The sequence below is a fragment of the Devosia insulae DS-56 genome (genome assembly GCF_000970465.2).
GTDB lineage: Bacteria > Pseudomonadota > Alphaproteobacteria > Rhizobiales > Devosiaceae > Devosia_A > Devosia_A insulae.
This window is the reverse complement of sequence record NZ_LAJE02000118.1, coordinates 24,686-41,178: the sequence shown is the minus strand read 5'-3', so window position 1 is coordinate 41,178 and position 16,493 is coordinate 24,686. Positions and strand designations below refer to the sequence as shown.

At 64.3% G+C, this 16,493-nt stretch carries 12 protein-coding genes and 1 pseudogene; all 13 read left to right on the top strand.

Going from position 1 to position 16,493, the window contains the following annotated elements; all coding sequences use genetic code 11:
- A pseudogene (locus VW23_RS28915) lies at nt 1-396 on the top strand (hypothetical protein); the annotation flags it as partial.
- 223 nt (nt 397-619) lie between these two features.
- Nucleotides 620-6,595 (top strand): RHS repeat-associated core domain-containing protein, encoded by a 5,976-nt coding sequence (locus tag VW23_RS07725; RefSeq protein ID WP_084645740.1) that lies wholly within the window; start codon nt 620-622, stop codon nt 6,593-6,595.
- A gap of 782 nt (nt 6,596-7,377) precedes the next feature.
- Complete coding sequence (locus VW23_RS07715; protein ID WP_141728264.1) at nt 7,378-7,848, top strand: prepilin peptidase; 471 nt, start codon at nt 7,378-7,380, stop codon at nt 7,846-7,848.
- Nucleotides 7,848-9,482 carry a GspE/PulE family protein gene (locus tag VW23_RS07710; RefSeq protein WP_069908999.1) on the top strand — a complete coding sequence of 545 codons (1,635 nt, stop codon included), beginning with the start codon at nt 7,848-7,850 and terminating at the stop codon, nt 9,480-9,482. The genes VW23_RS07715 and VW23_RS07710 overlap by 1 nt, the downstream gene beginning before the upstream one ends.
- Nucleotides 9,472-10,701, top strand: a complete 1,230-nt coding sequence (locus VW23_RS07705; protein ID WP_069908998.1) for a type II secretion system F family protein — start codon at nt 9,472-9,474, stop codon at nt 10,699-10,701. The genes VW23_RS07710 and VW23_RS07705 overlap by 11 nt, the downstream gene beginning before the upstream one ends.
- Nucleotides 10,698-11,141 carry a type II secretion system major pseudopilin GspG gene (gene gspG, locus VW23_RS07700; RefSeq protein WP_084645738.1) on the top strand — a complete coding sequence of 148 codons (444 nt, stop codon included), beginning with the start codon at nt 10,698-10,700 and terminating at the stop codon, nt 11,139-11,141. Before VW23_RS07705 ends, gspG begins: the two co-directional genes overlap by 4 nt.
- Nucleotides 11,138-11,542: a pilus assembly FimT family protein gene (locus tag VW23_RS07695; RefSeq protein WP_069908996.1), complete on the top strand. Its 405-nt coding sequence runs from the start codon at nt 11,138-11,140 to the stop codon at nt 11,540-11,542. The genes gspG and VW23_RS07695 overlap by 4 nt, the downstream gene beginning before the upstream one ends.
- Nucleotides 11,535-11,915 (top strand): hypothetical protein, encoded by a 381-nt coding sequence (locus VW23_RS07690; protein WP_069908995.1) that lies wholly within the window; start codon nt 11,535-11,537, stop codon nt 11,913-11,915. The genes VW23_RS07695 and VW23_RS07690 overlap by 8 nt, the downstream gene beginning before the upstream one ends.
- A complete protein-coding gene (locus VW23_RS07685; RefSeq protein WP_069908994.1) occupies nt 11,915-12,466 on the top strand; it encodes a prepilin-type N-terminal cleavage/methylation domain-containing protein in 552 nt (183 codons plus the stop codon). The genes VW23_RS07690 and VW23_RS07685 overlap by 1 nt, the downstream gene beginning before the upstream one ends.
- Before the next feature lie 19 nt (nt 12,467-12,485).
- Nucleotides 12,486-13,445, top strand: coding sequence for a hypothetical protein (locus VW23_RS07680; RefSeq protein WP_069908993.1), 960 nt, complete (start codon nt 12,486-12,488; stop codon nt 13,443-13,445).
- Entirely contained in the window at nt 13,446-13,985 is a 540-nt protein-coding gene (locus VW23_RS07675) for a GspMb/PilO family protein (RefSeq protein ID WP_069908992.1), read from the top strand.
- On the top strand, nt 13,975-14,472 hold the full coding sequence (locus VW23_RS07670; RefSeq protein ID WP_069908991.1) for a hypothetical protein: 498 nt from the start codon (nt 13,975-13,977) through the stop codon (nt 14,470-14,472). The genes VW23_RS07675 and VW23_RS07670 overlap by 11 nt, the downstream gene beginning before the upstream one ends.
- Before the next feature lie 17 nt (nt 14,473-14,489).
- On the top strand, nt 14,490-16,484 hold the full coding sequence (locus tag VW23_RS07665) for a secretin N-terminal domain-containing protein (protein WP_141728263.1): 1,995 nt from the start codon (nt 14,490-14,492) through the stop codon (nt 16,482-16,484).
- The last annotated feature ends 9 nt before the right edge of the window (nt 16,485-16,493 follow it).

Below are 16,493 nucleotides of genomic sequence, written 5' to 3'. Positions count from 1 at the left end.
CCCGCCAACATGCTGGTCCGCCTCGAACACCCCCTCGCCGCCGCCCGCCGCCTCGCCCCGCACGTCACCCAGGTCCACATCGACGACGCCGCCCTGAGCTTCGACGGCGACACAGCTCTCCGTCGCCACCTCGCCTCTGTCGGGGAGGGCATCATCGACTGGCCAAGCCTCCTCGCCCTGCTCCCGGCGGCCAAGCCGCTGATCGAACTCCACCGCGGCCAATTCGCCATCCCGGCCTTCGACCAGGAATGGCTGGCCAGCCAACCTTACATCCAACTCGGCGAGTATGCCGCGCTGGTGCACGCGGCCCGCCGCAAGCGCGAGCAGTTGCCGATCGACCAGAACGACATCACCCTACGCCTGCCGGCGGCATTGGCGCTGGTCGCGGGGCGCTAGGGAGATACCCCCTTTCGCGACCGCGCAACACTAAGCCGCCTCTCTGACTTCAGAGTTAGTTGCCACATTCTGCAGCGATCAGCTTTTTTCTCTCCGATCGCTACCGCCGAAAACTCAGACGAAATTTAGACCCGCAAATAATCTTGTGAATCCATCGCCGGCTGCAATGCTGACGATGCGCTGATGTGCTCGTTTGTCGTCGTTATTTGGCTGGGGGATTTCGATGACGAACGCTATTGTGGCGGCGCGTGGCGCCGGCAGGGGTGATTTTGCGTCTTTGCGGTTCGTGCGTAAGGGCCTGGCGCTGCTGTTTGCGGCGAGTTTGAGCCTCACCACCGTTGCTCCAGCCTTCGCAGTAACGTCGTCTCCAGCAGCACCGGCTTTGGCCGGGTTGCCAGCGGCCCCCGCTCCGGCTTTGGAGAGCAGTGGCGAAGGCGCTGCCAACGTCTCGCCCTACGATGTGAACAATGCCGGCTCCGGGCTGATGAGCCTGATGAGCGGCGGCGACGAACCGAAATCCGCCAAGTTCGAGCCGCCCGAGACCCCATACAACGGCGCCTTCACCCGCTCGCTGCCGGTCGAGGTACCGCCCTTCTTCGAGATCACGCCCAGGATCGCCCTCAACTACAATTCCGGCGACAACCGCCAGCATGCGCGGGATGGCTTCTCCATCCTCGGGGTCGGCTGGACCATGAGCGGTGGCGGGCTGATCGAGCGCAAGTCCTCGCGCGGCGGACTGCCGAGGTTCGATTTGACCGATGCGTTCGAGCTCGATGGCAACACGCTGATGGATTGCGTGGTCGAGGGCGTGACACGACAGACGCCGTCCTGCTCAGCGGGCGGCACCCACACAGGTCGGTACGAAACCTACGAGCGGATCAAGCGGAACACGACGCTGAACAGCTGGGAGGTGACCGCGCGCGACGGCACCGTCTCGACCTACAAGGCGCTGGCCAGCTTCGCCCCCTCCGGCACTGAGGATACACGGCTCCGCAACGACTACCGCTGGCTGCTGCAGTCGGTGACCGACACCGACGGCAACACCGTCACCTACAGCTATGACTGTGCGGCTTTGCCCACCTGCTATGTCAGCACCATCGGCTACGGCACCAGCTCGATCCAGTTCTACTGGGAGACCCGCACCGATACCTTCACCTATGCCACCGGCATCTCGCTCGGCAACGCCACCAAGCGACTCAAGACCATCGCGGTGAGAACCGGCACCAGCCTGATCCGCGCCTATGCGATCGGCTACACTTACTCGCCCGACACCAAGCGCAGCCTGCTGTCGAGCTTCAAGCAGCATGGCTCCGATGCCACCGTCGCCGGTACCGGCGTCATCACCGGAGGCACCAGCCTGCCCGCCGACAGCTTCACCTACTGGGACATGACCAGCAGGCGGATGGGAACCATAATCTCGGACCTCGTTACGGCCAACACCGCCGCCGAGACGACGCCGACTACGACGGCGACGGAACCGTCAACCGCAACAGGAGGAACCCACCTCGGGGACTTCGACCGCAACGGCAAGGTGGATTTCGTCGGGTTGGGCAACTGTTCGATCACGATAGGGCTCAACACGTCGACGCCGGCGATAGCAACTCCGATCAATCTCAACGGCCTAGGCGGAGTTCTGGGAGACTGCTCGACAACTGCAGGTTGGAAGACGGGAGATTTCAATGGCGATGGCCGAACAGACATCTTAGCCATCGGTAGGGTTGAAGGACCGATGCCCGGAGCGCCCTACAAAGCCCAGCTCGCATCGGCCGGCTACGGTTGGAACTCGCGGTTCGCGGCAGTTCTTTACATGAACGGCTCAACTGTTGCGTCGGCTTCGGTTTCGGGGCTGTTCACCTCACCTGTAACCGGGGACCCCCTGGTCGGGGATTTTTCTGGTGACGGCCTGGACGACTTCGCCCTCGCAGGCAGCATGTTTCTGTCGAATGGCAGCGGATACACAAAAGAAACCTGGGCCAACCTCGCCACCGGGCAAGTAGCTGACCTGAATGGTGACGGCCTTGCTGATATTCTCGTGCGATCGGGCACTAATGGATCATCGTCGACAATCAGACTCTCAACGGGTACGGGCTTTGAGATCGTTTCGGCTGCATCGGCGATAACATCCTATAGCACCTTCCTATTTGGTGACTGGAATGGTGACGGATATCTCGATCTAGGAGGGATCGTCGGCAGTCGCCTACAGCGGCACGACAATACTGGATCGTCATTTGTTGGAGGGCAGTGGTCGGATAGATACATCCCCAGTGGAAATACATTTCCCCTCGATTTCAACGCCGACGGGCTATTCGATATTGGCATCCCGGGCAGTCAAGGTATCGACATTTATCTGCAGAGCATGGCTTGGGCAGATCACTATCTGGCCAATTCTGCGTCGTCTGCCGCCGACTATAATGGGGACGGTAGAGCCGATGCTTGGGGGCCTAACGAGTCGTCGGGCAGAACCAACTTCAAGGACTCCGTCGTCCCCGACCTGCTGAAGCGTCATACTCTGGCATCCGGCGGGACGGTCGACGTCGAGTTCCTGCCCTCGACCTACTGGACCAACGGCTACCTGCCGATGGTGGTGCAGGCGGTGTCGAAGGTGACGACGGCCGATGGTCGCGGCAATAGCTCGAAGACCAAGTACGCCTATGAGGGCGGAGCGTATGATCCGTTCGAGCGCAAGTTCCTCGGCTTTGCCAAGGTCACCGCAGAACTGGCCTGCGAGACTGGGGAGGCGACCTGCCCCTGGGTACATGCCTGGTACCGCCAGGAAGCGGTGGCAGCAGGCTCGCTGTCGAAGCTCGAAGTCTATGCCCCGAACGGGCAGATCCAGAAAAAGCTTGAGAACGGCTATGTGGTGAACCAGGCTTCGGCACCGTTCACCGCCCATAAGACCTCCGAGCAGGTGACTGACTATCTGGTCGGTGGCAATGCCGTCACCCGCAAGGAGTGGACCTATGACGGCTACGCCAACCTGCTGGAGGAGAAGGATCTCGGCGTCACCGGGTCAACCGTCGACGACCTGATCACGCAGTCCGATTACGAGCTGAACCTCACGGCCTATATCGTGGGCAAGCCCGTGCAGGTCGCCTTGCGAAACGCCGCGAACACCCTGCTGCAGATGACGCAGTTCCGCTATGACGGTGCTGCCTCTACCACCATCCCGCCCAGCAAGGGCCACGCGACCACAACGCGAAAGTGGCTGGCATCGGAGAGCCGCTGGGTTGCAACGACTGCCGAGTTCGACAGCGTCGGCAACCAGACCGCTGAGATCGATCCCTTGGGCAACCGCACTGGTCGCATCTACGATGCCACCCAGCAATACGTGGTCGAAGAGCGCAACCCACTCTGGTTCGACGGGGACCTGAGGCAGAAGACTCTGACCGGCTGGCATGCGCTCTGCGGTGCACCCAGTTCCAGCACCGACCGCAATGGCCTGGTCACCACCTATCAGTACGATGCGCTCTGCCGCGAGACCCGCATCGACTATCCCTCGGCCGATTATCTGACCACCGCCTACCTCAACATCGGCACGCCGACCACGCAGTATGTCGAGACCACCCGTAGCCCAGCCGATGGGGTCAACCCGATCTGGTCGAGAACCTACCTCGATGGGTTGGGTCGCACCTACAAGACCACCGGCATCGGCGCTACGGCTGCCGCCCAGCCGGTGGTCACCGAGACCAAGTACAGTAAGCGCGGTCCGGCCAACCAGCAGAGCCTGCCCTACTTCCAGGGTGGTACCGTGCAGTGGACCACCACCAAGTACGACGTGCTTGGACGACCGACGCTGATCACCCTGCCGGATACCAAGACCATCGCCACGGCCTATGAGGCGCCGTTGTCGGTACCTGGTGCACTGACCGTCAAGACCACCGATCCCTTGAGCCGGATTAGCCGGATCACAACCGATGCCCGCGGTAACCACCTCGCCCGCATCGGCTATCTCGGCGCTACTGCCGTCACCACCAGCTTTAGTTATGACCCGCTCGGCAACCTCGTCTCGGTCATCGACCCGATGGGGAACAGCTGGTCCAACAGCTATGACAGTCTTGGTCGTCGCACATCGAGCACCGACCCCGATCTTGGCACCTGGAGCTATGGCTATGACGACGGCGGGCGGCTGCTGAGCCAGCTCGACGCCAAGAGCCAGCAGACCGCCTTCAGCTATGAGCGTCTCGGTCGGGTGCTGACCAAGACCAGCGGCGTCGGACTGCCCGACGAGGAGATCGTCACCAACACCTATGACGAAGCTCGCGTCGGCTTCTTCAATGTTGGCCAACTGACCACCGCGGCCAATGACAATGCGTCGGTCGCCTCGGACTACGACGTCGGCGGTCGCCTCGCGAAAGAGGTGCGCACTGTCGATACGGTCGCCTACACCGCGACCACATCCTATGACGCCGGTGGTCGCGTCACCGCCAAGACCTTCGCCAATGGCAGCGGTTCCGGTGCCTATGGCTACAATGCCGCCGGCCAGCAGATTACGCTTGCCGGAGCCATCATCGGCACCACCTACAATGCCGAAGGCGCGGTGCTGACCATCAGCTATGCCAATGACGTGACCACCACCTACACCTACTCGCCCACCCGCTCGTGGCTGAACACGGTCTCGACGGTCAAGGGCGCCACCACCATCCAGTCCTACACCTACACCCGCGACTTCGCCGGCCGCATCACCGGCATCGACGGCAACCGCACCGACGAGGACTGGACCTATGGTTATGACAACCTTGATCATCTGCTGAATGCCGCCAACACCGGCACCCCAGCGCTAAGCCAAAGCTTTACCTACGATCTTGGCGGCAAGCTGACCTCCAACTCGTCAGTCGGCACCTATGCCTACCCGACCCAGGGCAGTTCGGCCTTCCAGCCGCATGCGGTCTCGACTGCCGGCAACTGGAGCTTCGCTTACGACCTCAACGGCAACCAGACCTCGCGGCTCACCTCTGGGGTCACCGACCGCACCATCGCCTATGACAATGACAACCGGCCAACGAGCGTCATCCTGGGCAGCGCCACCGTCACCTATCTCTATGGTCCTGACGGCGAGCGGCTGAAGAAGCAGGCCGCCTCCGGCACCACGCTCTATCTCGGCCCTGACACCGAGATCGACCCAGCCGGTGGCCACACCAACTACCTCAATACTGACGTCAAACGCGTCGGCGGCGTCATAAATGTCCTGCATCGTGATCATCTGACTTCGGTCCGCCGTGTGACCGATGCATCCGGAGCCCTCACCCGCGCCTCGGTCTATCAGCCCTACGGCGTGCAGACTGAAACCGTCCTCGCCCCACTCTCCCCATCCGAGCCCAAAGGCTGGATCGGTGAGCGCACTGACCCCGAGACCGGGCTCACCTACCTGCATGCAAGATACTACGACGCAAGCCTCGGGCGGTTCCTCTCGCCAGACTGGTGGGACCCGAGTGATCCAGGAGTCGGGACCGATCGATACGGGTACTCAGCAGGGGATCCGGTCAACAAATCCGATCCCAACGGGCATGATTCCCTTTGGTGTACCACTGGGACGGGTGCCATTCCTTGCTCAAGTATTCATCCATGGTTGGATCCCACCCTCGACTTCGTGAATGCCCCGATCAACGGAGCGGTCAACATCATGGCGGGTCCGGGCGAGGCAATCGCTCCGTACCAGGACCTGATCGACGGGGTTGCCCTCTCCTCCGGGGGGCTCGGCTCCATTGCTGGACGCTCGGCAGAGTATGCCGTGGCTTTCTCACGAGCCGTCAAAGCGGCAAGAATGGCCAACATCGAGGCCCGCCTGTTGGCAGGCGATCTCTCGGACTACATCGGCAGGGCCTTCCACAACGCAGATGCGCCGTACGCAGTACTCGGTAGGTACATCGAAAATTCGTCATCGAGCTACGAAAAGGTAGCCCGATCTCGTGGTGCGGCATACTTTCAGCTTTCAGATGCTGACTGGAACCGCCTCAATTCTATTGTGACCCCTACCGGAACAATGGCGACCGATCTCAACATGCGCTTCATGAAGGAGGTCATCATTAAGGAGATGAAGGCCGTCTACCTTACCTCCGACCCGTACGGAACTCTGGGCAAAAGTTACGCGAAGGAGCTCGCCGCGTTGCGCGAGGCTGGTTACAAATTCAAGAATACAAGTGACGGATGGGTAGCGGTTCCTACAGGTAGAACGTGCTCTCTTCTCCAAGAGGGATGCTAGAAATGTCTTTGGTTGATGGGTTCATCGACGATGTGCGGATATTCTTCCAAAGGATCGGCGTGAACGAAGACGTAGAAATAGTGGTACTAGATTCTGGAGTTCGTCAGCAGAATCTCAAAGCTTACGCTCGGGGTATTCTCTGGACGTTCAGGCAGGAAGCTAATGAGCAGGATCTAGAATTTGGTACCTTGCAGCCGAATTCTCCGAGCATATCGGTAAATGACATCGGATGGTACTTCCGGCCTCCGTCAAGCCATGAAATAAGACAGATTGCGAAATCGGAACGATTCCTAATTAGCTACGACGGACTCGCGGATATGGCTCCGTTCGTCCGAGAAAATTTGGATTCGATCGTCAACTTAGTATCGTCATCGAGGTTTCCGGAGGCGGTCACACTCGTGCGGGATGTCAAGAGACGGGTGTTTGACGCAATTTGAGGCGATGGACACGGGGCGTTCTACTCGTGATCCACCCACTTCCCTCCGCGCCCCGTCACCTTCGGTATCGCCAGCATCGCCGTAAGGATGCGGCTCATCAGGGCCTGTTCCTGCTTCTGCCTGCGTCGGCGTGGCGGAGGTCGACCAGGAGGGCGGAGGTGGCGTTGAGGCGAGGGTGGCGATGTGGAGCGCGAAATCCGGGTTCTGTGACAACACGTCGAGCGCTTCCTCGATCACCCGGACGCGCGCCGTGGTTTCGGCGGTGACGGTGGCATCTCCCGAAAGAGTCGTGACAAGGGCGCGCAAAGGTGTCGTACGACGGGATCAGGTCACTGGTGAACTGAATTGCCCCTTCCGCTTGCCACAGCCATCCTGTCAGCCGCATTGATGATTGCCGGCATCATCGACATCCGCTCCCGCCGGCTGCCGGACTACGTGACGCTGCCGTTGACCGCACTAGGCCTGATCCTGACGTTGGCACTCGAGCCAGGTGCAATCCTCCCCCACACCCTAGCCGCCCTCCTCGGCTTCCTCGCCTTCTACCTCATCGCCACCCTTTACCGCCGGCTCCGCGGCCATGACGGTCTCGGCCTCGGCGATGCCAAGCTGCTCGCTGCCGCCGGCGCGTGGCTTGGGCCGCTCAATCTCGCGCCGGTCGTATTTGTCGGTGCAGTACTGGCGCTTGTTGCTGCGCTGATCTTGCGACTCCTTGGGCGTAACGTATCGTTGCAAATGACGCTGCCGTTCGGACCTTTCCTGAGCGCCGGCTTTTTTGGCTTTTGGTGTCTCAAGATTAGCGGTTGGTCGCCTTTTTGATGACGGATCTGCAACAGCCCGGCGCATCGGAACGGGTCTTTGCGCCGAGGCTTGCGGCGTTTCTGGCGCAGCATGAGGCTGTGCGGCCGGATGATCTGGCGCGGGCGCGCGCCGCGGCCGAGATCGCCGACAAGCGGCTGGACCAGGCGCTGCTCGATCTGGGCCTCCTCACCGAAGCGGCTTTGCGCGACGTGCTGGCCCAGCAGTTCGGCGTCGCCGACGCCCTGCCCGTCGAATTCCCCCGCGCCCCGGTGCTGCCCGGCGAGCTGAGCCCGCATTATCTCGCCACCGCCGGAGCGCTGCCGCTCAGCGCCACCGGGACTGCCCTCGCGCTGGCAATGGTCGATCCGTTCGACGATTTCACCGCCACGGCGATCAGTCTCAAGACCGGCCGGTCGGTGCTGCGCCGACGGATCACGCGACAACGCTTCGAGGCCGCGATGGCCGATGTCTACGGCGCTGCCTTCGCGCCGGAGGCGAACCTGGGCGCCGACGAGGCAGCCGAAGCCAGCACCGGCGATGTCGAGCTGCTGCGCGATGCCGCGAGCGATGCGCCGGTGATCCGTTTCGTCCAGGATGCGCTGCGCGCCGCGGTCGAGCAGGGCGCTTCCGACATTCACTTGAGGCCGATGCGCGGCGGCGCCGAGATGCTGTTTCGGGTGCAGGGTGAACTGGCACAGCAGGCCCCGCCCGAGCCGCGGCAGTTCGCCAGCATCATCTCGCGCCTAAAGATCCTTGCCGGCCTCGATATTTCCGAGCGGCGGCTGCCGCAGGATGGGCGGATCCGCGCCAATGTCGCCGGCCGCCCCGTCGATATCCGCATCTCCACCATGCCGCATATCCACGGCGAGGCCGCGGTGCTGCGCCTGTTGTCGCGCGAGCTGGCAGTATCGGGGCTGGGCGAGCTCGGCTTCTCCCCGGCTATTCAGCGCCAGCTCGATGGCCTGTTCACGGCGGCGGACGGGCTGATCCTCGTCACCGGCCCTACCGGCTCGGGCAAATCGACGACGCTGCATGCGGCGCTGAAACAGCTGATCCGCCCCGACCTCAACGTCGTCACCATCGAGGATCCGGTGGAGTACCGCGTTGATGGCGCGGCGCAAATCCAGGTCGACGAAAAGATCGGGCTGACCTTTCCGCGCGTCCTCCGCTCGCTGCTGCGGCAGGACCCCGACATCATCCTCGTCGGTGAAATCCGCGATGCCGAAACGGCGAAGATCGCCGTACAGGCGGCGCTTACCGGCCACCTGGTGCTAGCGACGCTCCACACCAACTCGGCCCTGGCTGCCGTGCCGCGGCTGGTCGATATGGGCGTCGAGCCATACCTCCTCGGTGCGGTGCTGCGCGGCGTGCTGGCGCAGCGGCTGGTGCGGCGTCTTTGCCCCCATTGCGCTGGTAGCGGCTGCGCGCCCTGCAACCACAGCGGCACTGCCGGCCGGGTTGCCATCGGCGAACTGCTGGCGCTCGATGCCGAGCTGTCGGAAGCGCTGGCGCAAAGCCTCGAGCTTTCTCCGGCCCAGCAGGACCGGCTGCGGCAGACCGGCTACCGGCCACTGCGAGAGGATGCGGACGATCGCGTCCGCAGCGGCGAGATCGCCGCCGCCGATTTGGTGGGGCTGATCGATGTCGGCTGATGCCAGCACCTTCTATTTTCGCGCCGGCACCCCGGACGGCAGCGTCTTTGCCGGCCAGCTCAGCGCGCTCAGCGCCGAGGACGCGTTGGCCCAGCTGAAGCTCCGGGGGTTTCAGCCGCTGCGGCTCGATTCGAAGCCGATCCGCCAATCCTGGCTCGATCAGGAGATTTCGTTGGGCGGCAGCCGCCGGCTGAGCCACCTCGAGTGCGAGGCGTTCTGCCGCGAGCTGGCCTTGCTGCTGCGCTCCGGCGTCACCGTCAGTGACGCGGTGGCGATCATGCTGCCCTCGCTCAAACCGAAATCCCGGCTCAAGGCTTTCGTCGAAGCCGTGCGGCATGGCCTGCGGCTCGGCCGATCGCTCTCCGAGGCGGCCAGCACCGCCGGGGTGACCCTGCCGAACGACCTGGTGCCGGTACTGCGCGCCGGCGAAACCTCCGGTTCACTCCCGACAGCTTTGGCGATGCTCGCCGAGAGCTATGCCGAGGCCAACCGCTTCGCCCGCACCTATACTTCGGCGCTGGCCTATCCGGCGCTGCTGCTCTGCGTATCGTTGCTGGTGCTCGGCCTCATCGCCTTTTTCGTCGCGCCCAGCCTGACCGAGCTTTTCACCTCGATGGAGCGGCCGGTTCCCCTTGCGCTGGCGGCACTGTCCGGCACGGCCGGCTTTATCAGCTCGAACCTCGTCTCCCTCGGCGTCGCCATGGCGCTGGTATTCGTCCTCATCGGCGCCGGCAGCGCTACGGGATCAGTACGACGGCTCACGCACCAGGTGCTGTTCGGCTTGCCGGTGATTGGGTCTGCGCTGCGCTGGTCGGCCAGCCGCCGCTTTGCCGCAACCCTCCGGCTCTACCTCGCCAGCAACGTTCCCATGGCGCTGGCCTTGCCCAACGCCTTGACCTCTGCCGGCTTTCCCGCCGGTCCGGAGCGCACACTGACCGAGCGGGTCCGCGCCGGCGGCAAGCTTGCCGACAGCCTCAGGGCGTCCGGCTTGCTGCCGGCCAAGCTCACCCATCTGATCGCGATGGGCGAAAGCAGCGGCCGCCTGGTCGAGGTGCTCGACGCCGTGGTGAGCGAGGCCAAGGCGCGCTTCGAGCAACGCATGGCGCTGACCACCGCCCTCCTCGCGCCCGCCCTGATCCTGATCGTCGGCGCGCTCATCGGCCTCGTGATCTTTTCGGTGTTCTCCGCCCTTCTCGATATCAACGAGCTCACATTTTGACCCGCAAGCGCCCAGCCAAACGGTTACCCGCAGATGCAGGCCTGACCATCCTCGAACTGATGATCGTCCTCGTCATCCTCAGCCTGATTGGCACCGTGGTGGCGGTGCAGGTGGTGGGGCAGATGGACCGCGCCAAGGTCGATGTCGCCCGCCTGCAGCTGCGCCAGTTGCAGAACGCACTGACCCTGTTTCAGCTCGATACCCACCGCAACCCGAGCGCCGCCGAAGGCCTCGCCGTGCTGATCGACCCACCACAGGATCCCGCCGGCTGGCGCGGGCCGTACCTGAAGAACCAGGACCTGCTTGCCGACCCCTGGGGGCACCTTGTTGCCTATGCGGTCGACGACGCCGGCGGCTACGTGCTGACCTCGCGCGGCGGCGACGGCAAGGAGGGCGGTGAGGGAGCGGCTGCGGACATCACCCTCGGCGAGGCACAATGAAACCCGACGCCGGCTTCAGCGTCCTCGAACTCATCGTGACACTTGGCATTATGGCAGGCCTCGCTGTCGTCGTTGCGGCCTCGCTCCCTCGCGCCCCCGCCGACGCCATAACCGACGCAGCGGCGATTCTCAGCTTCGTTGCGGAAGCCCGCACCGAGGTGATCCTCACCGGCGAGGCGGGTGTGCTGACCATCGGCCAGCACTCCATGTCGTTCGGCGACAAGCAGATCCAATGGGGCCCGGAGTTTGCCGTCACCACCGGCGCCGCAACGTCCCCGGCCAGCTATCGCCTGCTGCTCGACCCGGACGGCAGTTACTCGGGCGCCACGCTCTATGTCCGCTCGCCCGGTACGGCGCTGGCCATTCCCGGCATCTACCGATTCAACCCGGCCGATGGCTGACCGGCCGGCTCAACCCGACGCGGGCTTCATCCTGCTGGACGCCGTGCTGGCCGCGGGCCTCCTCGCCTTTGCCGGCACTGTCATCATTATGATCGCCAACACCATGCTGACCCAGGCCGAGCGCGAGCTCGACCGTTCCGTGGCACTAGTCGGCTCGCAATCGCTGATCAAGCAGTATCTGCTGCTGGGATCGGCAAGCGCCCCGCAACTGGAGCGCGAGGACGAACTGTTCGTCTATAGCTTCGAGCCCAGCCCTGAACCGGTCGCCGGCACCACGGCGCTGCTCGAAGTGACCCTCTGGGCTCGCCCCAAATCCGGCCGCCCCAGCGATGCCGTCCGCTTCGATTTCCTCGCGCCTGCCGCTGCACGCTGATGGCCCCTGCCTCACCCACCCGGCTGGACGCCGGCTTCACCATCGTCGAGCTGCTGGTCGCCGTCGCCATCGCGTCGCTGCTGGTGATCGGCATCGGCGCGCTGTTCGCCATCGGCGGCCAGGTGCGCGACCGGGCCGCCGACAACGCGGCCGTGCAGGCGGCTCTCATCGAGCTGCAGGCCTTGGCCACCCTCGCGACCAGTGAGGTTGGACTGGCGATCGCCACCCCGTCCGCGGCCGGGTTTGCCCTGACTCCACTCGAGACCGGCCGCCCGGAGCTTGACGGCTGGGAGGTTCGGCTGACCCAGGCAGCACCTGACCTGCGGCTTGAGCTTCGTCGCCGCAGTAACGTGAGTTCTGTGGACTTGGCTGCATTTGATGCGGTCGGCATCGAGTACTTGGTAGTAGACTCGCAGTCTCCGGCCTGGACCGGTGGCGCCTCTGTCGCAGGGGCGGAGGCTCGTGCCGTCCGGCTGCGCCTCACCCTTGGTTCGCGCGTGTGGAGACCGCTGCTTTGGATACCCGTCACCTACACCGTACGGGCCCGGTGAGCGCATCGGCGAGGCGGCCATGACAGCCATCGTCATCGCAGATCGCTCGTTCGTGTCAGGAGCCATGCGCTCCATGCGATCGGCTCTGCCTCCTGCCCTGAGGCGGCTGTTCCGCGGGCCAGTCAGCACGCTCGCCCTCGCCGAGACACCCGCCGCCAGGCAGCGCCGTTCCCGCCGGCAGGTCGACATCGTGGTGCATGCGGATACCGTGTTGCGGCGGCGAATCGTCGTGCCGCTGAAGGCCCGCAAGGAGATCGCGCACGCCATCGACCTGTTCATCCGCACCGAGACGCCGTTCGCGCCCGGTGACGTCCTCGTCCACGCCTCGGAAGACCCGGCGCGCCCCTCGGACCAACAGGTCAGCTATACGGTTCGGCTGCTCCCGAATGCGGCGTTGCTGCAGGGCCTCAAGGCGCACAAGTTACGCCCCGGGCAAGTCGCCGGCATTCTGCTCGACGGCGTGCCCGAAATCGACTTTGCGCCGGCCCTGTTCCCGGCGCGCCGCCTGCTGCGATGGCTGCCGCTTGTGCCGGTGGTGCTGACGCTCGCGGCGCTTGGCCTGCTCGGCCTCAGCGAGCTGTCACAACGCCAGCTGCAGATCGCGGCACTCGAGAGCGAGATCGCCTCGACCCTGACGCGGGTCAGGGCGGTGACCGCCGAGATGGACACCGCACGCCAGCAGGTTTCGGGTACCGGGGCGGTGCTGAAGCTGCTCAACGAGACGCCGTCGGCCTTTCTGACGCTCGAGGCCGTCCGCCGGCTGCTGCCGAACGAAACCGAGGTGCTGCGCATCGATATGCGCGGCGCCGAAACGCGCCTCGCGATTCGCTCGCCCAACGCACTCGCCGACGCCCAGCGGCTCGGTGACGAAGCGGCCAACTGGTCGAGCTCGATTGAGGGGCCGATCACCGCCGACCCCAGCTCCAGCCTCGAGCTGGCGACGATCCTGCTGCGTCCACAGCTGGTGGGCACCCAGTAGATGCGCAACCGGATCGTCCTGCTGCTCGTGGTCGCCGTCGCGGTGTTTCTCGCCGGCTGGGCCGTCGAGCGCGTCTACCTGGCGCCTGGTCGGGCCGCAGACGAACGCATCGCCGATCTCTCGACCCAGCTTGCAGCGCTCCGGGAGCGGGAGCTGTCAGCGCGTCGGGAGCAGGCTGCGCTGACCGGTGCGCCGGTTCAACCACAAGCCGACCTGGTGGCGCGCGCCGATAGCGCTACCGCCGGAACGCAGTTCCAGGAATACGCCAGAGCCGCCGTGGCGGAAGCGGACGGGCTCGCCCTCAGCTCCCAGGTGCTGGTCAGCGAGGTGGCCGAAGGCTACGCGAAAGTCTCGGTGCTGTTGCGAATGCGGATCGCCGAACGGCAGCTGCTGGAGTTCGCGCGCCAGGTCGAAACTGAGTCGCCGCCAATAGTTTTTGATTCTCTTGAGCTTCGCCTCATGCCGGTGTCACCGGACTCGCGTGTGCTTGATGTAACCGCAACACTTGGCCGCTTCTACGGAGGCGCCGATGCGCGTTGAGCTGCACCTAATTCTGTGGGTAACCGCCGTCGTATCAATCAGCGCAGTCCTTTTCCATGGCAGCGCCGAGGTCTCGCAAATACCCTCTATGGGGTCGGGCGCAGCATTGGAGGTGGCTGTACTGCAGGACGGAAGCTCGGGGCCGATGACAGCAAGCACAGATGTAGATTTCCCTCGTTCGTTGCCTCAAATCGATGAGGGGGCACGGTGGCTTTTTGCCGTTGCCGGCCCGGCGGAGATCGAAGCGCCGCTGCCGACCGAGGTCGCGTCCACGCCGCCGGTCCTCAAGGGAATCATCTCGAGCGCCGGCGGTCTGCGTGCCGTTTTCGCTCTTACGCCTCAGGCCACCGACTACGTCGTCGCGGCGACGGGAGAGGAGGTCGGTGAGTATCGGATCAAGGATATTGCGGCGGATCGCGTCCTTGGCGTTTCAGCGGGTGGCGATGAGGTCACCTTCAACTTGCGGGGCGCCGGCGAGCACCCCTGAGCCTATTGGTGAGCGGGTTGCTTAAATCTCTTTCGATAACCGCGATTTCTGTACTGGCGTTGGCCCTGGCCGGTTGCTCCGGCCTTGGCGCCCTCGCCAGCCGGGCGGGTGGCGGAAGCGGCACGCTCGGCCACACCTTGGGCGCCCAGAGCTACGCCCGCACTTCGGGTCCGGGCGTCGATGTCATCGAGACCGGAGAGATCGGTGGCGATCGCCGCGCCATCATCGAGAACGGCGCCAGCGGCGGCGCTGCCAATGTCACGGTGTCGCGCGACCCGGCGCTCGAGGGCAAAGAGGTCACGCTCAACTTCGTCGATACCGATATCCGCGAGTTCGCCCGGGTGTTGTTCTCCGAGGTGCTGCAGGTCCCCTATCTGATCGACCCCAATATCGCCGGCACGGTGACGGTCCGCTCCGGCGGCAGGATCGACGCCAACCGGGCGCTGGTCCTCGCCAAGCAGGCGCTCGAGACCGTCGGCAGCACCATCAGGGTCAGCGACGGCGTCTACCGGGTGACCGGCCTCGCCAGTGGCGGCTACGACGCGGCCAATGTCCGCAGCTTCGAATTGAACTTCATCGACGCCGATGCCGCGCAGGGCGCGCTGCAGGGGCTGATCCAGGGCCGCGCCGAGATCATCTCGAGCTCAGGCAATTCGATCACCATGCGCGGCGATACCGAGACCCTGTCCCTCGTCGCCTCGATGATCTCGGCCATCGACGTCGACCGCTTCCGTACCGCGTCGTTCGGGCTGTTCCCGCTCCGCTACGGCGCCGCAACCGAGGTCGCAGAGGAACTGCGCAGCCTCTATCTGGGGGTCGGCGCCTCCAACCAGACCATCATTCCGATCGACCGGATCAACGCCGTCCTCGTCATCGCCAGCAAGGCCGAGAACCTGCAATTCGCGCAGAAATGGCTCGATCGGCTCGATCAGGGTCCGCAGAACCAGCGGCTGGTCCACGTCTACCAAGTGAAAAACCGCGAAGCGGACGAGCTGGCGAAGCTCCTCGACGGCATTTTCAAGGAATCGATGCCGGTCGAGACCACCATCGTCGCCGACGCCGCGGAAGGCCAGAGCCTCACGGCGCCCGGCGCTTTCCTCGGGCCCGAGGCGAGCGGCGGCAGTAGCGGCAGCGACGGCATCAAGGTCACCGCCGACCCTGGCGCCAACAAACTGGTGATCTGGGCCACCAAGAAGGAATATTCGCTGATCGACCAGGCGCTGCGCCGGCTCGATACGCCGCTGAGCCAGGTCTATGTCGAAACCACCATCGCCGAAGTGCGTCTCGGCGGCGAACTGCGGCATGGGGTGCGCTGGTTCCTCGAGGCCGGCGGGCTGTCGGCCGGCTACTCCGACGCCAACAATGGTGCGGTGGCCCCGTCCTTCCCCGGTTTCAACTTCGCCTTCCAGGTGCCACAGGCCGAACTGGTGATCAGCGCACTCGAGTCGCACACCAATGTGCGCATCGTCTCGACCCCGCAGCTCACCGTGGTCGACCGCGAGACGGCCACCATCCAGGTCGGCGATCAGGTGCCGATCATCACCAAATCGGTGCAGGACGCCACCTCCGGCCGCCCGGTCATCGCCAGCGATGTGACTTTCCGCGACACCGGCGTGATCCTCAAGGTCACGCCGCAGATCCGCTCCTCCGGCGAAGTGCTGCTCGAGATCGCCCAGGAAGTGAGCCGGGTCGTGCCGACCACCTCCTCGCAGATCGACTCCCCCACCATCAGCCAGCGCAAGGTCGAGAGCACCGTGCTGGTCCCCGACGGCACGGCCATCGTGCTCGCCGGGCTGATGAGCTCGAATGGCGAGGAAAGCCAGGGCGGGCTGCCGGGAACCAAGGGCACGCTGCTCGAATCGATCTTCGGCTCAAAAAAGGAAGCCGTCTCCCGCACCGAACTGATCATCATCATCCGCCCGATGATCATCAAGGATCGGAGTGATCTGAGGGATGTGGCCGCCGAGGTGGCGAACAAGATGCAGGATGTGATGCGGGTGCCGGTGGAGTAAGACGGCCTG